Consider the following 24,343-nt stretch of genomic DNA (forward strand, 5'->3'; position numbering starts at 1 on the left):
GCTGCGGCGACCAGCACCGATAAACCAGATCGTGATGCACCCGCCAGTACAGCGTGCTTCCTGCTGCCAGTTTCGCCTGACGCCGACTTCGCTCGCGGCGCGTCCGATAGGCTCTGGCCGCGCTTGTGGCGTCATAGCAGCGAGGCGCTTCCGTACGATTGCGCGCCAGTTCTCGTGTGATCGTCGACGCGCTGCGGCCAAGCAGCCTTGCAATCGCTCTGACGCTCGTGTTCCGGGCCTTCTCGATCATGATCACCGCGCGCTCTTCGGCGCTCAGATGCTTGTAATTCGTCATCGCAACACCCTATCTCATCAAAGGTGTTGCACTTGAAGCTAGAGTCTAAGCTGTGTCGACGCAGCTGACAATTGCCTGAACGCTGGTGCGGGGTGGATGCCGGATAAGGCGGCTATCCCGTGGCGGTTGAAACGATTCCTTGAAATTGAATGAATTCGGATCCGAAATCGATGCTTTCGATTCGGATTGCAAATTGCATTAAAAATTAGATTTCGCGTTGAGGCGGCGACGGAACCGACCCGGTTCCTGGGCCGGCCATCATCGTGAAACTGGGCGATTCGCTTGGGGGATGGATAGTGGGCATGAAAGTCGAAAAGCATCTGATTGCTTCGAACAGCGGGCTTGCCACGCTCGGGCGTCCGCGGGAATTCGGCAAGAAGCAGCAGAATCCGGTGCGCCGTTTCGGCGGCATCGCAGTCGTTCTCCTGTTGCACGCAGTGCTGATCTACGCATTGCTCAACGGCCTCGCGACGAAAGTCGTGCAGGTGATCCAGCATCCAATCGAAACCCGCATCATCGAGCCGGTGAAACCGCCGCCGCCCCCGCCGATGCCGGTCGTCAAGCTTCCGCCGCCGAAGTTCGCGCCCCCGCCGCCGCCGTTCGTGCCGCCGCCTGAAGTGCCGGTGCAAGCGCCGCCGCAGGCGACGATCACGCATCAGTCGGCACCAGTGCAGTCCGCGCCGGCCGTGCAAGCGCCCGTCATCGCACCGCCCGCACCTGCCAAGCCGGTCAGTCACGAAGTGGGCGTCGTCTGCCCGAATTCGGACACGATCCGCGCATCGATGCAGTACCCGAAGGAAGCGCAGGAAAACAACATCACCGGTGACGTGACGATCGAGTTCGTCGTGGATGCGGAAGGGAACATCACGAACGAACGCGTGGCCCAGTCGGCCGACCCCGTGCTCGATCGTGCCGCCTACAACACCGTGAAGCGGTTCAAATGCGTGGCGCAAGGCCAGGCAGTACGGGTGCAGGTGCCGTTCTCGTTCAACCTGAATTGATGCAGTGGGCGGTCCGGCGGGAGCCGGACCGGAGAAAACCGGCCTGAAATTTAATCATAAGTTATACGAAAGAATCGGAGTGGGTTATGACCAAGCGTTCTCTGGCCGCGCTGGCGGCAAGCCTGTTGATGTCCGTCGCCGCGATCGACGGGCTCGTTGCACCGCAATTCGCTTACGCGCAAGCGAGCGGATCCGCGGCGGCATCCGATGCGTCGACACAGGCTGCGGCGCCTGCGCAGGCGCCTGCCGCCGCCGAGCCGGCACCGCCGCCGGCGCCTGCCGCCACTGAAGCGGTCGAGAATCCGTACGGGCTCGGCGCGCTATGGAAGAACGGCGACTTCGTCGCGCGCTTCGTGCTGATCCTGCTCGTGATCATGTCGATGGGCAGCTGGTACATCATGGTCACGAAGTTCGTCGAGCAGTTGCGGGCGAACCGCCGCGCGAAGCTCGCCGACGCGCAACTCTGGAGCGCGCCTTCGCTGGCGGAGGGCGCGAAGCTGCTCGACGAGGCATCGCCGTTCCGCTTCATCGCCGAAACGGCGATCGAGGCGGGCGAGCATCACGAGGAGGCATTGCTCGAAGCCGTGGACCGCAACACGTGGATCGACGTGTCCGTCGAGCGGTCGATCACGAACGTGTCGAACCGCATGCAGGACGGGCTCGCGTTCCTGGCGACGGTCGGTTCGACCGCGCCGTTCGTCGGGCTGTTCGGGACTGTCTGGGGCATCTATCACGCGCTGACGGCGATCGGGATCGCGGGCCAGGCGTCGATCGACAAGGTCGCGGGCCCCGTGGGCGAGGCGCTGATCATGACGGCGATCGGCCTGGCAGTCGCGGTGCCTGCCGTACTCGGCTACAACTTCCTCGTCCGGCGCAACAAGTCGGTGATGGAGCGGGTCCGCAACTTCGGCGCCCAGCTGCATACCGTGCTGCTGGCCGGCGGCAAGCGTGCCGCTCGCGCGCCGTCGCGTGCCGCGTCGCTCGTGAACTGACCGGCTGACGGAGGCGCGCGATGGGCATGAACGTCGGGCAGGACGAAAGCGACGAGGTGATCGCGAACATCAACACGACGCCGCTCGTCGACGTGATGCTGGTGCTGCTGATCATCTTCCTGATCACGATTCCGGTCGTCACGCACACGATCCAGCTGCAGTTGCCGAAGGAGGTCGTGCAGCCGCTGCAGACGACGCCGAAAAGCGTCGAGATCGCGGTGAACCGCGACGGCGATTTCTTCTGGGGCGAGCAACTGGTGGATGCGTCGACGTTGCTCGCGAAGCTGAAGGGGGTGTCTCAGCAGCAACCGCAGCCGAGCGTGCACGTGCGGGGCGACCAGAACACGCGCTACGAGTTCATCGGCCGGGTCGTCACGATGTGCGAGCGGGCCGGTATCGCGAAGGTGTCGTTCATTACGGAACCGCCGGTGCGGGGTGGTTAGCCTTGCGGGGGAACAGCATGCGCGCCGATTCCGATTGACGGCGACGCATGGGATCGGAGCGAGCATCGACAGGAGCAGACGATGGGAATGAACGTGCCTTCGGGCGGGGGCGGCAGCGAGCCGGACGTGATGGTCGACATCAACACCACGCCGCTGATCGACGTGATGCTGGTGCTGTTGATCATGCTGATCATCACGATCCCGATTCAGATGCACTCGGTGAAGATGGATCTGCCGGTGGGCAACCCTCCGCCGCCCGCTACGCCGCCGGAGGTCGTGCAGATCGACATCGACTTCGACGGCACGACCACGTGGAACGGCGCGCCGGTGCCGGATCGCGCGGCACTCGAGGCGAAGCTGACGACGGTCGCGCACGAGCCCGTGCAGGCGGAGATCCATCTGCGGGCGAACAAGCTGGCGCCGTACAAGGACGTGGCGGCCGTACTGGCGTCCGCGCAGCGTGTGGGCGCGACGAAGATCGGCTTGATCGGAAACGAGCAGTTCATGCAATGACGGAACAGGCCGACCGATGAACCAGCGACGATGGAAACGGATGATGGCGCTGACGGCGCTCGGGGCGGCCTGCGTGCTCGGCCGGCCGGCGTGGGCGGCCGACACGTTGCGGCCCGATGTGGCGAAGCCGCTGGCGGCGGCGCAGGACCTGTATCGCGCGCACAAGTATCGCGACGCGCTCGGCAAGATCGCGCAGGCGGCCGCCGTGCCGAATCGCACGCCGTATGAAACCTACATGGTGGAAGCGACGCGCGGCGCGGCGGCGATGGCGGCCGGCGATACCGGCGTGGCCGCGCAGGCCTACGAAACCGTCGTGAACTCGGGGCGCCTGTCGGGCGCGGACGAGCAGCGGACCACGGCGGCGCTCGCCGGGATCTACTTCCAGCAGAAGAACTATCCGCAGGCGATCCGCGTCGCGCAGCGCTACCTGAAGGCGGGCGGCACGGATCCGGACATGCGCACGCTGCTCACACAGTCGTATTACCTGTCGAACGATTGCAGCCAGGTCGTGAGCCAGTTGAAGGCCAGCACGGAGGCGCAGGCGCAGGCCGGCCATGCGCCCGACGAAGGGCAGTTGCAGATGCTGGCGACCTGTGCGCAAAAGAGCAAGGATGCCGGTGCCTATCGCAGCGCGCTCGGCATGCTGGTCGCTTATCATCCGAGCCCCGCGTACTGGGCGGACATAATCTCGGCCATTCGCGGCAGCCCCGGCTACCTGTCGTCGCTCGACCTCGACATCTACCGATTGCGCAGAGCGACGGGCACGCTGACGACGGCCGACGCCTACATGGAGATGACGCAGCTCGCGCTGGTGGCAGGAACGCCAGCTGAAGGCAGGCAGGTGATCGACCAGGGATTCGCGTCCGGCGTGCTCGGCAAGGATGGGCAGGCGGACCGCGAGAAGCGGCTGCAGGCGCTGGCTGCCAAGCGTACGCAAGCGGGTGCGGACGCAGCCAATCCGGTGGCGCCGCTCGATGTCGGCATGAATCTGGTGTTTGCGGGCCACGCGGCGCAGGGGCTGTCGACGATGGAGCAGGTGATCGCGAAGGGCGGGCTCGAGCATCCCGATGCGGCGCGGCTGCGGCTCGGCGAGGCGTACTACGTTGCGGGCCAGAAGGCGCATGCGGTCCAGGTGCTGCGCACGGTGAAGGGTAACGACGGTTCGGCGGATCTGGCGAAGCTGTGGATCGCGGTGGCATCCCCGTAGCGCGACGTAAGGGCACGACGGCGTGCGACACGCACGCAATCGACGAGCAGCGTAGCGCGGCAGAAGGACAAGCCGTCGAAGGTCGGACATGAAGATGGAAAGGGGCGATCTTGTTGATTAGCAAGGCGAATCAAATTTGCGAAACATCCGATGACGGGCGACGACGGCGCCACGCCGCACCACGCGCCGGCTGCCCGCGGCAGCGCGCGGCCGGGTATCCCGCCGAGCCGGTCGCGTCATCGCATCGGTCAAGGATCGACGACATCAAACCAGTTTCGACTGCGAGGCCCCGCACTTCCATGACTGTGTCCGCTGATGAGTCGGTTCTGGTCGCCGTATCGCTAGGCAACAAGATCCGGGCGCTGCGCCAGCGTCTGAAGCTCACGCTCGACGAAACGGCCGGGATCGCAGGCATTTCGAAGCCGTTCCTGTCCCAGGTCGAACGCGGGCGCGCGACGCCGTCGATCACGTCGCTGGTCCGGATCGCGCAAGCGTTGGGCGTCACGATGCAGTACTTCATCGACACGCCGACAGAAGCGCGTTCGGTATGCCGTGCGCACGCGCTGCAGTATTTCCAGTTCACGAACTCGGCCAACCTGTTCGCCAAGCTGACGAACCCGGCGGATGGCCGCAAGCTCGACGCGATTCTCGTCAGGATGCCGGCGGGGCAGTCGCCGTCCGAGATAACGACCCATGCGGGCGAGGAATTCGTCTACGTGATGCGCGGGCAGGTCGCGCTGACGCTCGAGGATTGCACGTTCACGCTGAACGCGGGCGATACCGCGCATTACGAATCGACGGTGCCGCATGCGTGGCACAACACGGCCGACGAAGAGGCGGTGATCGTCTGGGTTGGCACGCCGAGGCTGTTCTAGCGGAGGCGGCAGGCGCCGCACGCCGCGACGCAGAAGAAGTATCCAATCGATGGAAGGCAGCACGCAGTACGCAGTACGGCCGGCAGACGTCTTCACTGCCCGTCGTCCATCGAATTGGAAATTGCAGGAAGTGCGCTCATTACATGTAGTAAGTATTGCGAATAAAAACGTTAAGAGACGGTGATGCCGAGTGGCACGGGTGCCCGAGGCCGATCCGTTCGAGTCGTGGCAGTCGAAAGGGTGGCTATGGCGGGGTCCGTTACACGGGCGCCCAGGACGCGCAAGGAACTCACAAAGTTCCGGCGTGCAGCAGGTGGGGTCTTACTACGAGCGAGAGGGAACAAGATGAAGCAGAAAGTTTTGGCGTTGGCCATCAAGAGGATAGTCTGGGCGGAGCTGGCGTTGACGGCCGTGCTGGTGCCGCCGGCGTTCGCCCAGAGCCAGCCGGCGCCGGGAGCCGCATCGATCGCGGATGCGGTCGCGAACGGCGCACCCGTGACCGTTTCGCAGGCGAACGGCACGGCGGGCGCTGTCGCTGCCACGGGTGCCGCGGCATCGAGCGCGGCAGCCGAGGCGACGCCTGCCGCGCCGGGCGCGAACGGACAAGGCAAGGTCGCGCAGATCAAGCGATTCGAAGTGACGGGTTCGCTGATCCGGCAGGCCGACAAGGTCGGCTTCAACCAGGTGCAGACCATCACGAGCAAGGACATCCAGAACAGCGGTCAGACCAACGTCGCTGATTACCTGCGCAGCACCTCGGCGAATTCGGCAAGCAGCTGGAGCGAAGGTTCGACGAACAGCTTCGCGCCGGGCGGCGCAGGTATCGCGCTGCGCGGCCTCAGCGAGAAATACACGCTGGTGCTGATCGACGGCATGCGGGTGTCGCCGTATGCGTTCGCCGTGAACGGCAGCGATCAGTTCTTCGACCTGAATACGCTGCCGCTCAACATCATCGACCGCATCGAAATCGTCAAGACCGGCGCGGTGTCCCAGTATGGTTCGGACGCAATCGCGGGCGTGGTGAACATCATCACGAAGAAAAACTTTCAGGGTCTTGAACTGGGCGGCAGCTACGGTGGTGCGACAAACGGTGAAGGCGGCCAGGGCACGACGCAGTTCAGCGTCCTCGGCGGCATCGGCGACCTGAACGCCGACCGCTTCAACGTGACGGCGGCGCTCAGCTACTACAAGTCGAACGGCATCTCGATCGCCGATCGCGACACGACGCAGAACCAGGACTTCTCCAATTTCCCGGGCGGCCTGTCGAACCAGAACGTGTCGTACTGGCGTAATCCGACCACCGGCGCGAAGGTGCCGCTGAGCCCGTGTCCGAACGGAGGCCAGGCCGTGCCGGGCACCTCCGTCGCGCAGGTCAACGGTCCGGGCACGGTCTGCGCAAACAACACCGCGTACGCGTCGTCGCTGTCGCCGTGGACCGAACGCCTGAGCGCGAAGGTGCACGCCGACTTCAAGATCAGCGACGCGATGCAGGCGTTCGCCGATCTCTGGGAAAGCAACAATACGACGGTCACGAACAATTTCGTCGGCCGCCTCGGCAACAGCACGCAGACCTACGATCCGGCGACGGGCGGTCTCAACCCGATTTCGAACCTCGTGCCGGGCAGCAACCCGTATAACCCGTTCGGCGTGCCGGCCAAGCTGGTCTACTCGTTCCCGGCCACGCAGTCCGTGCACACGAGCTCGAACTTCTGGCGTGCCGCGACGGGTGTGAAAGGCTCGTTCAGCACGCCGCGCGTGGGCGATTGGGATTGGACCGCGTCCTACACGCATTCGCAGAACACGGTGTCGAACAACTATTCGAACCTGATCAACGCAGCCGCGCTGGAGAACATCGTCCAGAACGGCGTGTTCAACTTCGCCAATCCGTCGTCGACACCGAACGGGTTGAACGGCCTTTACGGAAGCACGTCGACGCAGGCCATCACGAAGCTCGACGCTGTCGATGCGACGCTGTCGACGCCGAACCTGTTCACGTTGCCCACGGGTAACGTCGGCCTCGGTCTCGGTACGCAATTCACGCACCAGAGCCAGTACATCGGTACAGGCGCGGACTACGTGAACGGCACGTTCATCCAGCCGTCGCTGCAATCGGTCAACGGCGAGCGCAACGTCGCGGCGGTCTACTACCAGATCGACATTCCCATCCTGAAGAACCTGACGTTCAGCCAGTCGGGTCGCTACGACCACTACAGCGACTTCGGTGGCGCATTCTCGCCGCGCTTCGCGTTGCGCTTCCAGCCGATCCGCGAGCTGACGGTGTACGGTTCCTACAACCGCGGCTTCCGCGCACCGACGCTGATCGAAAACACTTCGTCGAGGACCTACAGCGCGCAGGGCGCGGTCGATTCGAACGATCCCAACAACCCGAACGCATACAACCTCGTCGAGGAAGTGCAGGCCGGTAACAGCAAGCTGCAACCGGAGCGCACCAAGAACTACAACATCGGCTTCCAGCTGTCGCCCACCCGCAATACCGATTTCGGCTTCGACTGGTACAAGATCCACATCGACAACGTGATCGGCACGGAAGACATCCAGACGGTGGTCGACCAGAACGATCCGTCGAAGGTGATCCGTAACCCGAACGGCTCCATCGCGTATGTGGTGCTGCCGTATATGAATCTGTCGTCGCTCGACACCGACGGCTTCGAGACGACCTTCCGCCAATCGGTGTCGACCAAGATCGGTACGTTCACGCTGTCGGGTGACTGGGCCTACGTATGGCACTTCAAGATGCCGGTGGGCGGCGAGACGACCGACTTCGCGGGCAACAACGGTTCGCTGAACGAGCCGTTCGGCGGCAGCTTCCCGCGCTGGAAGGGCAATACGAGTCTGAACTGGAACTACCACAACCAATGGAATGCGACGTTGACGTGGATGTTCACGGGACCGTACAGCCAGGCCATCCTGTCGCCGGGCCAGTATCCGAACATGCAGGACAGCGTGGCTTCGTACAGTCAGTTCAACCTGATGGTCAGCTACACCGGCTTCAAGCATTGGACGATCTACGCCGGCATCGACAACATCTTCAATCGTGCGCCGCCGTTCGATCCGGTCTTTATGAACGCGAGCTACCAGACGGGCTATGACACATCGCTGTACACGTATGTCGGTCGATTCGCGCAGATCGGCGCGACCTACAAGTTCTGATGCTGCAATCGGTTTGAATGGCACGCGATGGGCCGCTCCGCTTCCCTTTACCGGCCGGGAGCGGCCCTTTCCGGCCTGACGCCGTTATGTGCGATCCGGCGGCGTCGAGCCGTTGCGACAACCATACTGAATCCGTGCCGGCAGCCAACCGGCGCATCCCAGGACAAGCAGAAGATGAGACTTGTAACGTTGCGTTTGCCGCACGCGCCGCAATCGGTTCGCTTTGCGCTGCGGGCCGGCCGGCAACGCGGGCGAATCGCTCGCATCGCAGCTGCCGTGTGCGTGGCGTCGACGCTGAACGCTTTCGCGCCTTCGGCCGCCGAGGCCGCCAACGCGATCTCTCAATACGATCAGCCCAAGTACTCGGCCAACTTTACGCATTTCGATTATGCGGATCCCGACGCGCCGAATGACGGCACGCTCAACTTCGAGAACTACGATACGGCCCAGAGCTACGACTCGCTGAACCCCTTCCTGACCCGCGGCTCGCCCGCGCCGGACATCAAGAACCTGATGTTCGACACGCTGATGCAGCGCAGCTGGGACGAGTTGGCGTCCGAATACGCGCTGATCGCCGACGACGTCGAAGTGGCGCCCGACGGGCTGTCGGCCACGTTTCACATCAATCCGGCCGCACGCTTCTCGAACGGCGACGCGATCACCGCGGCCGACGTCAAGTATTCGCTCGATACACTGGCGAGCCCGCAAGCGTCGCCGATCTACAACGCGCAGTTCTCGATCATCAAGCGCGCGGTGGTGGTCGACAGCCACACGATCCGCGTCGAATTCAAGCACGCGGAGCGCGACGCGGCGCTGATCGCAGGCGACCTGCCGGTGTTCTCGCCGAAGTGGGGGCAGCGCGCCGACGGTACGCGCCCACCGTTCGACCAGATCGCGAACGTGCCGCCGATCGCGAGCGGCGCGTACCTGATCGAGCAGCGCAGAAACGACAAGCAGATCGCATACGTGCGCAACCCGCACTACTGGGCCGCGAACCTGCCGTCGCGGCGCGGGATGTTCCGCTTCGCGCGCGTGTCGTTCAAGCTGTATCTCGACCAGTACACGGCGCTCGAGGCGTTCAAGGCCGGCGATGTCGACGCGCGGATGGAATACAGCTCGACGCAGTGGGCGCGCAAGTACGTCGGCAAGAACTTCCGCAACGGGCTGTTGAAGAAGGGCGAATTCCCGGACGGCCCCGCGCAGATGCAGGGCTTCATGATGAACCTGCGCAAGCCGATGTTCCGGGACGTGCGCGTGCGGCATGCGCTCGCGCTGGCATTCGACTTCGACTGGATGAGCCGGATGATGTTCTACGGGCAGTATCGCCGCACCAACAGCTTCTGGGAGGCGAGCCCGTTCGCGGCGTCCGGCATGCCGAGCGCGAAGGAGCTCGCGCTGCTCGAACCTTACCGGTCGACGCTGCCGGCGGAGGTGTTCGGCCCGATGATCAAACAGCCGTCGACGCTGCCGCCCGGCTCGCTGCGCGCGAACCTCAGGCAAGCCCGCGACCTGCTCGCGCAGGCCGGCTGGCACTATCGCGACGGCGCGCTGCGTGACGCGAACGGCACGCCGATGACGATCGAGATCATCGACGACCAGCCCGGCATGGATCGCCTGATCCTGCCGTACACGCAGGCGCTCGAGACGCTCGGCATCCATGCGTTCCTGCACGAGCTCGACAGCGCGCTCTACCAGAAGCGGCTCGACAATTTCGAGTACGACATGACGACCTATATCTACTTGCCCGTGACGATCCCGGGTGCGGAGCTGACACGCCGGTTCGGCAGCGAGGCCGCATCGCAGCCCGGCTCGGAGAACTATCCGGGCGTGAAGTCGAAGGCGGTCGACGCACTGATTCGAGCGGCGCTCACGGCCAGTACGCTCGACGATCTCGAGACGGCCGTGCATGCCCTCGACCGCGTGCTGATCAACCTGTACGTGCTGGTCCCGCAGTACTACCTGCCGAACGCGCGGATCGCGTACAAGACGGCGCTCGGCCATCCGCCGGTCGTGCCGGCTTCCTATCAGTACGAGGACTGGATCATCGACTACTGGTACGTGAAGCGGCCGGCGGCCCAACCCGCTCCGGCGGCCTGACGAGGGAGCTACGATGCTGGCATACATATTGAGGCGGTTGCTGCTGATGATCCCGACGCTGATCGGGGTCGTGACGATCACGTTCGCGGTCACGCAGTTCGTGCCGGGCGGCCCGGTCGAGCAGGTGCTCGCGCAGTTGCGCCACGGCAGCGCGCGCGGCGGGGACGCGGGCGGAGGCGGCGGCGGCTACCACGGCAGCCAGGGCGTCGACCCGCAGCAGATCGAGCAGATCCGCAAGCAGTTCGGTTTCGACAAGCCGCCGCTCGAGCGCTATCTGCTGATGCTGAAAAGCTACGCGACGTTCGACCTCGGGCAGTCCTATTTCGCGCACCGCAGCGTGTGGGCCGTGATCCGCTCGAAGCTGCCGGTGTCGATCACGCTCGGCTTGTGGACGGTGATCCTCACCTACCTGATATCGGTGCCGCTCGGCATCGCGAAGGCGGTGCGCAACGGCTCGCGGTTCGACACCGTGACGAGCGTGCTGGTGCTGACCGGCTACGCCGTGCCGGGTTTCGTGCTCGGTGTGCTGCTGCTGATGCTGTTCGGCGGCGGCACGTTCTGGCAGGTGTTTCCGATGCGCGGGCTCACGTCGGACAACTTCGACGACCTGACGCTGCTCGGCAAGACCCTCGACTATCTGTGGCACATCGTGATGCCCGTCACCGCGTCGGTGGTCGGCAATTTCGCGATCGTCACGATCCTCACGAAGAACACGTTCCTCGACGAAATCGGCCGGCAATACGTGCTGACCGCCCGCGCGAAGGGCGCGCCGGAACGCGACGTGCTGTGGAAGCACGTGCTGCGCAATGCCGCGATCCCGCTGCTCACGGGGCTGCCGGCCGCGTTCGTCGGTGCCTTCCTGAACGGCAACCTGCTGATCGAGACGCTGTTCTCGCTCGACGGGATGGGGCAACTGTCGTACGACTCGGTGATCCGCCGCGACTATCCGGTCGTGCTGGGCTCGCTGTTCCTGTTCACCCTGATTGGTCTGCTGACCAAGCTTATCGCGGATATCTGCTATGTCCTCGTCGACCCCCGTATCCAGTTCAGCCGGCTGGACCACTGATCCGGCCGCCGTCGCGGACGCGGCGTCGCCGTCGCCGTCGCCGTCGCCATGGCGACGCACGTGGCTGCGGTTTCGCGCGCAGCGGCTCGGCTACTGGAGCCTCGTGATCTTCGTCACGCTGTTCGCACTCAGCCTGCTGGCCGAAGGATTGTCGAACGACCGGCCGTTGGTGGTGCGCTACGACGGCCACTATTATTTCCCGATCGTGAAGGACTATCCGGAGACACAGTTCGGCGGCGATTTTCCGGCGAAAACGAATTATCTCGATCCGTACATCCGGGCCAAGATCGAGTCGCACGGCAATTTCGCGATCTACCCGCCGAACCGCTACCGCTACGACACGATCGACTATTTCGCGTCGCGGCCGTACCCGGCGCCGCCGTCCGCGAGCAACTGGCTCGGCACCGACCAGTTCGGCCGCGACGTCCTCGCGCGGCTGCTGTACGGATTTCGGCTGTCGGTGCTGATGGCGTTCGCGCTGACGGTGTCGGGCGTCGCGATCGGCGTGCTGACGGGCGCGCTGCAGGGCTTCTACGGCGGGCGCACCGATCTCGTCGGGCAGCGCCTGATCGAAGTCTGGAGCGCGCTGCCCGACCTGTACCTGCTGATCATCTTCGCGTCGATCTTCGAGCCGTCGCTGTGGCTGCTGTTCATCCTGCTGTCGATGTTCGGCTGGCTCGTGCTGTCCGACTACGTGCGCGCCGAGTTCCTGCGCAACCGCGCGCTCGACTACGTGAAGGCCGCGCGCACGATGGGGCTGTCGAACCGGCAGATCATGTGGCGGCACGTGCTGCCGAACAGCCTGACGCCCGTGATCACGTTCCTGCCGTTCCGGATGAGCGCGGCGATCCTGTCGCTCACGAGCCTCGACTTCCTCGGCCTCGGCGTGCTGCCGCCGACGCCGAGCCTCGGCGAGCTGCTGCAGGAAGGCAAGAACTACCTCGACGCGTGGTGGATCTCGATCTCCGCGTTCGCGGCGCTGGTCGTCACGCTGCTGCTGCTCACGTTCATGGGCGACGCGCTGCGCAACGCGCTCGACATGCGCGCGCGCGGCTCGGCCTTCGGCGGGGAACAACGATGACCGCGCCCTTGCTGGACATCCGGCGGTTCTCCGCGCACTTCGGCGCGAAAGCCGCCGTGCAGGATCTGAGCCTCGCGGTCGGGCGCGGCGAGCGTGTCGCGCTCGTCGGCGAGTCGGGCTCGGGCAAGAGCGTGACGGCGCTGTCGATCCTGCGGCTCGCGCAGCAGGCGACGCTGTCGGGGCAGATGCTGTTCGACGGCGAGGATCTGCTCGCGAAGACCGAGCAGCAGATGCGCGGCATCCGCGGTGCCGATATCGCTATGGTGTTCCAGGAGCCGATGACGGCGCTCAACCCGCTGTATACGATCGGCAAGCAGATCGCCGAGAGCCTGCGGCTGCACGAGGGGCTGCGCTCGGGCGACGCGCGCGAACGCGGCATCGCGCTGCTGCGGCGCACCGGGATTCCGGAGCCGGAGCGGCGCATCGACAGTTTTCCGCACCAGTTGTCGGGCGGCCAGCGGCAACGCGCGATGATCGCGATGGCGCTCGCGTGCCGGCCGCGGCTGTTGCTCGCCGACGAGCCGACGACCGCGCTCGACGTGACGGTGCGCCAGCAGATCGTCGACCTGTTGATCGAACTGCAGGAGCAGGAGGCGGCCGCGCGCGGGATGGCCGTGCTGCTGATCACGCATGACCTGAACCTCGTGCGGCGCTTCGCGCAGCGCGTGGCGGTGATGGAGCAGGGCGTGCTCGTCGAGACGAACACGACGAGTGCGCTGTTCGAGGCGCCGCAACACGCGTACACGCGCCGGTTGCTCGACAGCGCGCCGCAACGCGCCATCGAGCCGGTGGCGGCCGGCGCGCCGACGATCCTCGACGTGCAGCAGCTCGCCGTCGATTACCGCATCGCGACGAAGGGCTGGCGCGCGGTGTTCGGCAAGACTTCGTTCCGGGCCGTACACGACGTGAAGCTGAGCCTGAAACGCGGCGAGACGCTCGGCATCGTCGGCGAATCGGGGTCGGGGAAATCGACGCTGGCGGCGGCCGTGCTCGGGCTGCAGCGGCCGGCGTCGGGCGGCATCGAGATCGACGGCATGCCGCTGGCGTCGCTGCGCACGACGCGCGGCCGGCGCACGCTGTACGGCCGCATGCAGGTCGTGTTCCAGGATCCGTTCGGCTCGCTGTCGCCGCGCATGACGGTCGAGCAGATCGTCGGCGAGGGGCTCGCCGTGCACCAACCGGCGGTGGCCGGCGCCGCGCGGCGCGCGCGGGTCGCCGCGCTGCTGCAGGAGGTCGGCCTGCCGGCCGAAGCGATGCTGCGCTATCCGCACGAATTTTCCGGCGGCCAGCGCCAGCGCATCGCGATCGCGCGCGCGTTGGCGGTGGAGCCCGAGCTCCTGGTGCTGGACGAGCCGACGAGCGCGCTCGACGTGTCGATCCAGAAGCAGGTGCTGAATCTGCTGACGCGTCTGCAAAAGAAGTACGCACTGAGCTACCTGTTCATCACGCACGATCTCGCGGTGATGCGCGCGATGGCCCACCGGGTCATCGTGATGAAGGCCGGACGCGTGGTCGAGGAGGGCGATACGCTCGACGTGTTGCACGCGCCGTCCCATCCGTATACGCGGGCGCTGCTCGCGTCGTCGATGCTCGCACCTGAACCGGCACCGGAACCTGAGCGGAGGGAAGGGAATGCAAATGATTGACGTGAGCCGGGCGCGGGGCGCCCTTGCCGCCCGGGCGTCGCGCAGCGACGCAGGTTCGATGCGGCGCGACGACGCCTGCCACCGGTCGTTCGGCCCGGCGGCAAGCGCAGTCGCGCCGCTGGCCCTTCGCTGACGCACCGCGATGCCGTCGTTCTTCATCGACCGCCCGGTATTTGCGTGGATCGTCGCGCTCGCGATCGTCGTCGCGGGCGTGCTGGCCATTCCGCAATTGCCGATCGCGCAGTATCCGCGCCTCGCGCCGCCGCGCGTCGTCATCACCGCGACCTATCCGGGCGCGTCGACCGAGACGGTCGACGGCGACGTCGGCAGCATCATCGAGGAAAGCCTCGACGGCGCCGACGGCCTGCAGTACTACGAGACGAACAGCGACGGTCACGGCAATCTCGAGATCGACGTGACGTTCGCACCGGGCACCGATCCGGACATCGCGCTCGTCGACGTCAACAACCGGCTGAAGCAGGTCGAGCCGCGGCTGCCGCAGCAGGTCGTGCAGCAGGGCATCGGCGTGTTCAAGGCGGCCAACACGTTCCTGATGCTCGTCACGCTGACGTCGACCGACGGCACGCGCGACTCCGCGCAGCTCGGCGACTATCTGAACCGTTACGTGCTGCGCGAACTGAAGCGCGCGCCGGGCGTCGGTTCGGCCCAGCTGTGGGACGCCGACGAGGCGCTGCGGGTCTGGCTCGATCCGGGCAAGTTGCGCGAATACGACCTCGGCGCCGACGACGTGATCGCGGCCATCGGCGCACAGAACGCGACGGTGACGGCCGGCGCGATCGGCGATGCGCCGTCCGTGTACGGCCAGCAGTTGACGGCGACGATCGTCGTCAAGGGACAACTGACGTCGCCGGAGGAGTTCGGCCGGATCGTGCTGAAGTCGAAGCAGGACGGTTCGGTGGTGCGCGTCGCCGACGTCGCCCGCGTTGAAATCGGCCGCGACGACTATTCGTTCTATTCCCGGCTGAACGGCCGTCCGGCGGCCACCGTCGGCATCCAGCTCGGCCCGCGCGGCAACGCGCTCGAAACCTCCAACGCGATTCGTGCGCGGCTTGCCGCGCTATCGAAGACGCTGCCGCCGGGCGTCGCGATCGAGATTCCGTTCGACGGCGCGCATTTCGTGACGATCGCCATCCGGGAAGTCGTGCTCACGCTCGCCGAGGCCGTCGTGCTGGTGTTCTGCGTGATGTGGCTGTTCCTGCGCGAACTGCGCTACACGCTCGTGCCGACCGTCGTGATTCCCGTCACGCTGATGGGTGCATTCGTCGCGATGTGGGCGTTCGGGCTGTCGATCAACGTGTTCACGATGTTCGGTCTCGTGCTGGCGATCGGCATTCTCGTCGACGATGCGATCGTCGTGGTCGAGAGCGTGCACCGCGTGATGGAGGAGGGCGTGTCGCCGCGCGAGGCGACGCGCCGCGCGATGAAGCGGATTGGCGGGGCGATCGTCGGCGTGACGGCGGTACTGACGGCCGTGTTCGTGCCGATGGCATTCTTTCCGGGCAGCGTCGGCGGCATTTACCGGCAGTTCGCGGTGTCGATGATCGCGTCGATGCTCGTGTCGTCGTTCATGGCGCTGTCGCTCACGCCGGCGCTGTGCGCGAATCTGCTGAAACCGGTCGGCCGTCGCGAAGACGGGGGCCGCCGCGTGCCGCGACGCGGCCTCGGCACGCGGCTGGCCGACCGCTTCGGCGTCGCATTCGCTCGCGCGGAGGCCGGCTATCGGCGCATGACCGTGTCGGCGGTGCGCCGCACGGGCACGGTCGCGGGCATCTACGTCGTATTCGTGGCCGTGTGCGGACTGCTGTACTGGATGATGCCGGGCGGTTTCCTGCCGACCGAGGACCAGGGGCAACTGCAGGTGATGATCCAGTTGCCGGCCGGCGCCACGCAGGCGCGCACGGTCGCGGTCGTGCAGCGCGTCGAGGCGCTCCTGCGGGCGGAGCCGGCCGTCGCGAACGTGACGAGCGTGATCGGCTGGAGTTTTGCCGGCAGCGGGCAGAACGTCGGGATGGCGTTCGTCGAACTGAAGGACTGGGCGCAGCGCGACGTCGATGCGACGACGCTGCGCGATCGTCTCAATCGGCGTTTCGGCGAGATTCTCGACGGCGACGTAGAAGCGACGCTGCCGCCATCGGTGCCCGGCATCGGTCACGCGGACGGCTTCACGTTCCGTCTCGAGGATCGTGGCGGGGTCGGGCTCAACGTGCTGAAGGCCGCTCGCGAGCAACTGGCAGCGCGCGCGAAGGCGGACCCGGCGCTCGCGTCCGTGCATTTCGAGGACTTGCCGGATGCGCCGCGAATCGAACTAGACGTCGACCGCGCGAAGGCGTATGCGCTCGGCGTGCCGTTCGAGCGCATCGCGGGCCTGCTCGGCGGCACGTTCGGCTCGAACTACATCAACGACTTTCCGGCATCGGGCCGGATGCGCCGCGTGATCATCGAGGCGGATCCGGCCGCGCGCGCGACCGACGGGGAGCTGATGGCGCTCACGGTGCCGAACCGGACGGGAGACATGGTGCCGCTGTCGGCCATCGCCGCGCCGCACTGGACGGTCGGGCCCGTGATGCTGAATCGCTACGACGGATATCCGTCGCTCGACATCAGCGGCCGGGCGGCGGCCCACACCAGTTCGGGCGCGGCGATGGCCGAGATGGAGCGGCTTGCCGCGGTGCTGCCGGCCGGGATCGGCTACGACTGGGTCGACGCGGCGCGCCAGGAGCGGATCGCCGAACGACAGACGCCGCTGCTGGTCGGGTTGTCGGTGCTCGCGGTGTTCATGGCGCTTGCCGCGCTGTATGAAAGCTGGACGATTCCGCTGTCGGTGCTGACGATCGTGCCGCTCGGGATCGTCGGCGCGGTGGCGGCCGCGCTCACGCGCGGAATGCCGAACGACGTCTACTTCAAGGTGGGGATGATTACGGTGATCGGCTTGTCGGCGAAGAATGCGATTCTGATCGTGCAGTTTGCGCGCGAACTGGGCGGGCGCGGCGTGCCGTTGCGGCAGGCGGTGGTCGAGGCCGCCGCCGCGCGGTTTCGGCCGATCGTGATGACGTCGATGGCGTTTCTGCTCGGCGTCGTGCCGTTGGTGCTGGCGACCGGCGCGGGTGCGGAAAGCCGGCGCTCGATCGGGACCGGCGCGTTCGGAGGCGTGCTCGCGGCGACGGTGTTCGGGCTGGTGTTCGCGCCGGTGGCGTTTCGGGTCGTGGCGTCGGGTGGTCGGCGTGGCCCGCGTGTGGGGGTGACGAAGCGGGACGACCGTCAGGCCGAGGCCGTTCGCGAGTGAATTCGAGGGCAGCGAACGTCAAGTAGCCATGGCGGCCGACCGCATTTTCTGCAGCTTTTCTCGTTCGACGGAATCGTTTCTCGAGAATTTTTGTTCGTAAGAGCGAAGTTGTAATGCGGCGCGCTTCAGGTAAAGTCCCGCTGAAATCCCCCGGCCCAGCCTTGCTAGACGACCGGTCTAATCGTTGCTAAGATACGCCATCATGAATGCATCTTCGGGCGCGGAAGTCCGCCAGCACATCCTGAACATCGCGAAGCCGATCATGCTCCACAAGGGGTTTTCGGCGGTCGGTCTGAACGAGATTCTCGCCGCGGCGGGCATCCCGAAGGGCTCGTTCTACCATTATTTCGGCTCGAAGGAGGCGTTCGGCGAAGCGCTGCTCGAAGCGTATTTCGACGGCTATCTGGCGCATCTCGACAACCTGCTCAAGCATCACGAAGGCACCGGCGCGCAGCGCCTGATGACGTATTGGGGCAACTGGCTACACACGCAGTGCGCGGACGATCTTGAAGGCAAATGCCTGGCCGTGAAGCTCGGCGCCGAGGTGTCCGATCTGTCGGAGGCGATGCGCGCGGTCCTGCGGCGCGGCACCGGCCAGATCATCGAGCGGATCGCGGGCGGCATCGACGCAGCATTGGCCGACGGTTCGCTGCACGGCGTCGACGATCCCGCGCACACGGCCGCGACTCTCTACGAACTGTGGCTCGGCGCAACGCTGCTGGAAAAGATTCACCGCAACCGCAAGCCGCTCGAACACGCGATGCGCGAAACCCGACGGATGCTGAACCTGCCACCCGTCACGGAGGAGGGGACGCAGGTGTGATGCAGGCGCGCACTGGCGCGCCTTGTTTTTGCTCCAACGCTAGACGACTGGTCTACTAAACCGAAATCTCATTGCTCGATCCCGATGGCCGCGGCTTCGCCGACGACGTCGCCGCATCGGCCACCGATCCGATCCTGCCAATCGCAACTGCCAACCCGCACTTGCCAACCTGTTGACGGAGGTTCCCATGCCGCAAAGCAACACAGCAAACCGCAGAATCGTCCTAAACGCGCGCCCGGTCGGCGCACCCACCGCGAATGACTTCCGTGTCGAAACCGCCGACGTGCCGGTGCCCGGCGCCGGCCAGGTGCTGTTGCGCACCGTCTGGTTGTCGCTCGATCCGTACATGCGCGGCCGCATGAGCGACGCGCCGTCGTATGCGCCGCCGGTGGCGCTCGGCGACGTGATGGTCGGCGGCACGGTCAGCCGCGTCGTCGCATCGAACCTGCCCGCGTATCGCGAAGGCGATCTGGTCGTCGCGGGCAGCGGCTGGCAGGACTATGCGCTGTCCGACGGCCGCGATCTCATCCCGCTCGGCCGCGACTTCGCGCATCCGTCATATGCGCTCGGCGTGCTCGGCATGCCGGGCTTCACCGCGTACACGGGGCTGCTGAGCATCGGCGAACCGAAGGCCGGCGAAACCGTGGTCGTGGCCGCGGCGAGCGGCGCGGTCGGCTCGGTGGTCGGCCAGATCGCGAAGCTGAAGGGTTGCCGGGTGGTCGGCGTCGCGGGCGGCGCGGAAAAGGTCGCGTACGTCAAGGACACGCTCGGCTTCGACGCCTGCGTCGATCACCGCGATCCGCAATTCGCCGCGCGGCTGAAGGATGCCTGTCCGGACGGCATCGACGTCTATTTCGAGAACGTCGGCGGCGCCGTGTTCGACGCGGTATGGCCGCTGCTCAACGATCACGCGCGTGTGCCCGTGTGCGGCATCATCGCGCATTACAACGACGCGGCATACGACGACACCGCCGTATCGGCCGGCCGCGATCGCGTGCCGGCGCTGATGGGGACGATCCTGCGCAAGCGCATCCGCATGCAGGGCTTCATCATTCTCGACCACTATGCGACCGGCTATGCCCCGTTCCTGAAGGAGATGAGCGAATGGGTCGCGCAGGGCAAGGTGAAGACGCTCGAGGACGTCGTCCCCGACCTCGCCGAAGCGCCGCAGGCGCTGATCGGCTTGCTCGCCGGCAAGAACTTCGGCAAGGTCGTCGTGCGTGTCGGCCCAGACCAGCTCGACTGACACCGCAGCCGCACCTCCACTGCACGCTGGCGTCGCGCAACGCCGGCTTGTGGCATGCTCGTTTCCGTTTCCAAAGGAGTGAAAGATGGCGCTACACGTGATTGCTTCATTGTTCGTGAAACCCGAACACTTCCAGGCTGCCGAGGCCGAATTGCGCAGCATGGTCGCGAAGACGCGGGTCGAGCCGGGCAACCGCCGCTACGACCTGTTCCGCGAGCAGGACGGTTCGCCGAACCTGCACCTGTACGAGGTCTACGACGACCAGGCCGCATTCGATGCGCACCTCGCCAGCCCGCACTTCACGCAGTTCCGGACGAAGTCGGCGGACTGGTTCTCGGCGCCGCCGGTCATCAAGGTGCTGGCCGGCCTCGACGTGGCCGACTGACGCCGCAGCAGCACCCGTGCGGCTCGCCTCCCGCCCCGAGCCGCACGGCAGCCGCTGCGCATCACGCAGCGGCAATGACGACAATAACGCGGCGCAGCAGATCATCCGCGCCGTCTCCCCAATAAACCGGCCCCGGAGGCTGAATGGTCACCCTCAATATCAACGGCGAAAGCCGCACGGTCGACGCGCCTGACGACATGCCCCTGCTGTGGGTGCTGCGCGACGTCGTCGGCCTCACCGGCACGAAATTCGGTTGCGGCATCGCGCAGTGCGGCGCATGCACCGTGCATCTCGACGGCGTCGCGGCGCGTTCGTGCGTGCTGCCGGTCGCAGCCGTCGCCGGCCGCAAGATCACGACGATCGAAGCCGTCGGCGCAACGCCGGCCGGCCAGAAGGTGCAGGAAGCATGGCGCGAGCTCGACGTGGTGCAGTGCGGCTATTGCCAGTCCGGGCAGGTGATGGCGGCCACCGCGCTGATCGCGTCGAACCCGCATCCGAGCGACGCCGACATCGACGCGGCGATGGCAGGCAACATCTGCCGCTGCGGCACCTACAACCGGATTCGCGCAGCGGTCAAACACGCCGCGAACGGAGGCTGAGATGTCGCGAGGACTGATCGAAGCAGGGCGGGCCGGCGCGCGCGTGTCGCGCCGTTCATTTCTGAAGGCCGGCATGTCGCTCGGCGCGGCCGCGGGCGGCGGCCTGCTGCTCGGCTTCAGCATGCCGGCGGCGGGCGGCGAAGCGCGGCGCTCGGTGATCGGCGGCGACGCGGATGAACCCGCGCGCCCAGGCGTATTCGCGCCGAACGCGTTCGTGCAGATCGATCGCGCCGGCCAGGTCACGCTCGTGATGCCGAAGGTCGAGATGGGACAGGGCGTCTACACGGCGCTGCCGATGCTGATCGCCGAGGAGCTCGAGGTGCCGCTGTCGAGCGTCACGCTCGACCATGCGCCGCCGAACGAGAAGCTGTTCTCCGATCCGCTGCTCGGCGGCCAGCTGACCGGCGGCTCGACGTCGGTGCGCTATGCCTGGGAGCCGCTGCGGCGCGCCGGCGCGACCGCGCGCACGTTGCTGGTGTCTGCCGCAGCGAAGCAATGGAGCGTCGATCCGGCCGCATGCCGTGCGGAAAACGGCGAAGTGCGGCACCCGCCGAGCGGCCGGCGCGCATCGTATGGCCAGCTTGCGGACGCCGCAGCGAAGCTGCCGGTGCCGAAGGACGTCGCGCTGAAGAAGCCGGCCGATTTCAAGCTGATCGGCAAGCCGGTGAAGCGGCTCGATTCGCCGGAGAAGGTCGACGGCACCGCGCAGTTCGGGCTCGACGTGAGGCTGCCCGGCATGCTGTACGCGGTGATCGTGAACAGCCCGGTGTTCGGCGGGACCGTCGCGAGCGTCGACGCTACGGCCGCCAAGAAGATTCCCGGCGTGCGCCAGGTGGTGCGCGCCGACGACGCGGTCGCGGTCGTCGGCGACCACACGTGGGCCGCCAAGCGCGGCGCGTCCGCGCTGGTCGTCAAGTGGAACGAGGGTGCCGACGCGAAGGTGTCGACGCAGGACATCGTCGCCGATCTCGCACACGCCGCCGCGAACGGCAAGGGCGCGGTCGCGCGCAAGGAGGGCGACGTCGGCAACGCGTTCGCGCACGCGAAGACGCGCATCGATGCCGTCTACGAGCAACCGTTGCTCGCGCACGCGACGATGGAGCCGGTCAACTGCACGGTGCACGTGCGCGGCGATGGCTGCGACGTGTGGGTCGGCACGCAGGTGCCGACGCGCGTGCGCGACACCGTGCACGGTCTGACGGGCCTGGCGCCCGAGCGGATCGTCGTGCACAACCATCTGCTCGGCGGCGGTTTCGGCCGTCGGCTCGAGACGGACATGGTCGCGCAGGCGGTGAAGATCGCGAAGCAGGTGAACGCGCCGGTGAAGGTCGTGTGGACGCGCGAGGAAGACATCCAGCACGACATGTATCGCCCGTACTACTACGACAAGATCTCGGCCGGCCTGGACGCGAACGGCAAGCCGGTGGCATGGCAGCACCGGATCGTCGGCTCGTCGATTCTTGCCCGCTTCGCGCCGCCGGCGTTCCGCAACGGCGTCGATCCCGATGCGGTCGAGGTGGCGGCGGATCTGCCGTACGACCTGCCGAATCAGCTCGTCGACTACGTGCGCCAGGAGCCGCGCCACGTGCCGACCGCGTTCTGGCGCGGCGTCGGCCCGACCCGCAGCACGTTCGTGGTCGAGAGCTTCATCGACGAACTCGCCGCGCAGACCAGCACCGATCCCGCGCAATACCGCCGCGCGCTGCTCGGCAAGACGCCGCGCGCGCGCAACGTGCTCGACGTCGCGACCAAGGCGGCCGGATGGGGTTCGCCGTTGCCGAAGGGGCAAGGGCGCGGCGTGTCGGTGATGCACGCGTTCGGCAGCTTCTTCTCGATCGTGATCGACGTCGCGGTGGAGGACGGCGAAGTGCAGGTCAAGCGCGCCGTGTGTGCGGTCGACTGCGGGATGGTGGTGAACCCGAGCACGATCGAGGCGCAGGTGCAGGGCGGCATCATCTTCGGGATCACCGGGGCGTTGTACGGCGAGATCACGATCAAGGACGGGCGCGTCGTGCAGAGCAACTTCAACGATTACCGGGTGCTGCGCATCAACGAGACGCCGCCGATCGAGGTTCACCTCGTCAGGAGCGCCGAGGCGCCGGGCGGCATCGGCGAACCGGGCACCGCGGCCACCGCGGCGGCCGTCGCGAACGCGATCTTCGCGGCAACCGGCAAGCGGCTGCGCAAGCTGCCGGTCGGCGCCCAGCTGAAGACGGCTTGACGGGAGAACGAACCATGCAAAATCTGTCTCTGAATCCCGTGAATCGTGCCGTGCGCATGCTCGGTGCGTCGCTGCTGGCGCTTGCCGCGCTGACGCCGTTCGCGGCGCGCGCCGCGACGGCCGCGCCGGCCGACAGCGCGCTCGTCGAGCGCGGCGCGTATCTCGCGAAAGCCGGCGACTGCATCGCGTGCCATACCGCGCCGCGCGGCGCGCCGTTCGCCGGCGGCCTGAAGATGGCCACGCCGATGGGCGCGATCTACACGACCAACATCACGCCCGACCCGGACACCGGCATCGGCGGCTACACGGAGGCGCAGTTCGCGGCCGCGCTGCGCTCGGGCGTCGCGAAGGACGGCCATCGGCTGTATCCGGCGATGCCGTATCCGTCGTACGCGAAACTGCGCGACGACGACGTGAAGGCTTTGTACGCGTACTTCATGCACGGCGTCGAGCCGGTGAAGCAGGCCAATCGTGCTTCCGACATTCCGTGGCCGCTCAACATGCGCTGGCCGCTGGCGCTGTGGAACGCCGTGTTCCTCGACACGACGCCGTACACCGACAAGCCGGCCAAGGATGCGGCGTGGAATCGCGGCGCGTATCTCGTGCAGGGGCTCGGCCATTGCGGGTCGTGCCATACGCCGCGCGGCGTCGGCTTCCAGGAAAAGGCGCTGGACGAGGGCGGCAGTGCGTTCCTGTCCGGTGCGGCGCTCGACAACTGGTTCGCGTCGAACCTGACGGCGGAGCCCAATACCGGGCTCGGCCGCTGGAGCGACGCCGAGGTCGCGCAGTTCCTGAAGACCGGCGCGAACCGGCATGCGACCGCATTCGGCGCGATGGTCGGCGTGATCAACCACAGCACGCAGGCGCTGAGCGACGACGATCTGGCGGCGATCTCGCGCTACCTCAAATCGTTGCCGGCGGCGGGCGGCACGGGTGCGCCGCCTTACAGCTACGATCCCAAGGCGACGCAGGTCGCGCTGGGTCGGCCGGCGAACGATCCGGGCGCGAAGGTGTATAACGCTTACTGCCTGCATTGCCATGGCGCCGACGGTCGCGGTTATGCGCCGCTGCTCGCGCCGATCGCCGGCAACCCGAACGTGCTCGAAGCCGATGCGTCGTCGCTGATCAACGTGACGCTGAACGGAAGCGACACGCTCGTCATCGGCGGCGTGCCGTCGGCGTATCCGATGCCGGCGTTCGCGGACCAGTTGAACGACCGGCAGATCGCCGATGTGCTGACGTTCATGCGCGCAGGCTGGAACAACGGCGCGCCGGCCGTGCAGGCTGCGGAGGTCGCGAAACTCCGCAAGGCGACGGCGGCCGCGCGTTGAGCCCGGCCGGGTGCGGCGAACCACGACGGGCGCGCGTACCGCGTGCC

At 66.5% G+C, this 24,343-nt stretch carries 19 protein-coding genes; 18 read left to right on the forward strand and 1 reads right to left on the reverse strand.

The window, feature by feature from the left end:
- On the reverse strand, positions 1-295 hold a 295-nt coding region (locus EX20_RS31370), incomplete at its 3' end, for a helix-turn-helix domain-containing protein (RefSeq protein WP_156126944.1).
- A 302-nt stretch (positions 296-597) separates the two neighbouring features.
- On the opposite strand from EX20_RS31370, the gene EX20_RS24745 reads away from it, so the two are divergent.
- The 18 genes from EX20_RS24745 to EX20_RS24830 all read left to right on the forward strand — a co-directional run bounded on the left by EX20_RS24745 (position 598) and on the right by EX20_RS24830 (position 24,296).
- Positions 598-1,296 (forward strand): energy transducer TonB, encoded by a 699-nt coding sequence (locus tag EX20_RS24745; RefSeq protein WP_011882230.1) that lies wholly within the window; start codon positions 598-600, stop codon positions 1,294-1,296.
- Positions 1,297-1,382: 86 nt separating this feature from the next.
- A complete protein-coding gene (locus EX20_RS24750) occupies positions 1,383-2,288 on the forward strand; it encodes a MotA/TolQ/ExbB proton channel family protein (protein ID WP_011882231.1) in 906 nt (301 codons plus the stop codon).
- 20 nt (positions 2,289-2,308) lie between these two features.
- Entirely contained in the window at positions 2,309-2,731 is a 423-nt protein-coding gene (locus EX20_RS24755; RefSeq protein WP_034195064.1) for an ExbD/TolR family protein, read from the forward strand.
- 81 nt (positions 2,732-2,812) lie between these two features.
- A complete protein-coding gene (locus tag EX20_RS24760; protein WP_011882233.1) occupies positions 2,813-3,244 on the forward strand; it encodes an ExbD/TolR family protein in 432 nt (143 codons plus the stop codon).
- Between the two features lie 16 nt (positions 3,245-3,260).
- On the forward strand, positions 3,261-4,451 hold the full coding sequence (locus tag EX20_RS24765; RefSeq protein ID WP_034195065.1) for a tetratricopeptide repeat protein: 1,191 nt from the start codon (positions 3,261-3,263) through the stop codon (positions 4,449-4,451).
- A gap of 299 nt (positions 4,452-4,750) precedes the next feature.
- Positions 4,751-5,326: a helix-turn-helix domain-containing protein gene (locus EX20_RS24770; protein WP_034195066.1), complete on the forward strand. Its 576-nt coding sequence runs from the start codon at positions 4,751-4,753 to the stop codon at positions 5,324-5,326.
- Between the two features lie 345 nt (positions 5,327-5,671).
- On the forward strand, positions 5,672-8,497 hold the full coding sequence (locus tag EX20_RS24775) for a TonB-dependent receptor (protein WP_034195067.1): 2,826 nt from the start codon (positions 5,672-5,674) through the stop codon (positions 8,495-8,497).
- A gap of 174 nt (positions 8,498-8,671) precedes the next feature.
- Entirely contained in the window at positions 8,672-10,594 is a 1,923-nt protein-coding gene (locus EX20_RS24780) for an extracellular solute-binding protein (protein WP_131929062.1), read from the forward strand.
- A gap of 13 nt (positions 10,595-10,607) precedes the next feature.
- A complete protein-coding gene (locus EX20_RS24785) occupies positions 10,608-11,660 on the forward strand; it encodes a microcin C ABC transporter permease YejB (RefSeq protein WP_011882238.1) in 1,053 nt (350 codons plus the stop codon).
- On the forward strand, positions 11,614-12,741 hold the full coding sequence (locus EX20_RS24790; RefSeq protein WP_014724877.1) for an ABC transporter permease: 1,128 nt from the start codon (positions 11,614-11,616) through the stop codon (positions 12,739-12,741). The genes EX20_RS24785 and EX20_RS24790 overlap by 47 nt, the downstream gene beginning before the upstream one ends.
- A complete protein-coding gene (locus EX20_RS24795) occupies positions 12,738-14,387 on the forward strand; it encodes an ABC transporter ATP-binding protein (protein ID WP_034195068.1) in 1,650 nt (549 codons plus the stop codon). Before EX20_RS24790 ends, EX20_RS24795 begins: the two co-directional genes overlap by 4 nt.
- A 142-nt stretch (positions 14,388-14,529) precedes the next feature.
- Positions 14,530-17,691, forward strand: a complete 3,162-nt coding sequence (locus EX20_RS24800) for a multidrug efflux RND transporter permease subunit (protein WP_034195069.1) — start codon at positions 14,530-14,532, stop codon at positions 17,689-17,691.
- A gap of 202 nt (positions 17,692-17,893) precedes the next feature.
- The gene (locus EX20_RS24805; protein WP_034195070.1) at positions 17,894-18,514 is read left to right on the forward strand and encodes a TetR/AcrR family transcriptional regulator; all 621 of its coding nucleotides are present in this window, start codon (positions 17,894-17,896) and stop codon (positions 18,512-18,514) included.
- A gap of 187 nt (positions 18,515-18,701) precedes the next feature.
- Positions 18,702-19,760, forward strand: a complete 1,059-nt coding sequence (locus EX20_RS24810) for an NADP-dependent oxidoreductase (protein ID WP_034195071.1) — start codon at positions 18,702-18,704, stop codon at positions 19,758-19,760.
- Positions 19,761-19,845: 85 nt separating this feature from the next.
- The gene (locus EX20_RS24815) at positions 19,846-20,145 is read left to right on the forward strand and encodes a putative quinol monooxygenase (RefSeq protein ID WP_011882244.1); all 300 of its coding nucleotides are present in this window, start codon (positions 19,846-19,848) and stop codon (positions 20,143-20,145) included.
- Positions 20,146-20,288: 143 nt separating this feature from the next.
- Positions 20,289-20,744, forward strand: coding sequence for a (2Fe-2S)-binding protein (locus tag EX20_RS24820; RefSeq protein WP_011882245.1), 456 nt, complete (start codon positions 20,289-20,291; stop codon positions 20,742-20,744).
- A 1-nt stretch (position 20,745) separates the two neighbouring features.
- Entirely contained in the window at positions 20,746-22,965 is a 2,220-nt protein-coding gene (locus tag EX20_RS24825) for a xanthine dehydrogenase family protein molybdopterin-binding subunit (RefSeq protein WP_034195072.1), read from the forward strand.
- 14 nt (positions 22,966-22,979) lie between these two features.
- Entirely contained in the window at positions 22,980-24,296 is a 1,317-nt protein-coding gene (locus tag EX20_RS24830) for a c-type cytochrome (protein WP_011882247.1), read from the forward strand.
- Positions 24,297-24,343: the final 47 nt, after the last annotated feature.

The organism is Burkholderia sp. WP42 (genome assembly GCF_000745665.1).
Classification (GTDB): Bacteria; Pseudomonadota; Gammaproteobacteria; order Burkholderiales; family Burkholderiaceae; genus Burkholderia; species Burkholderia vietnamiensis.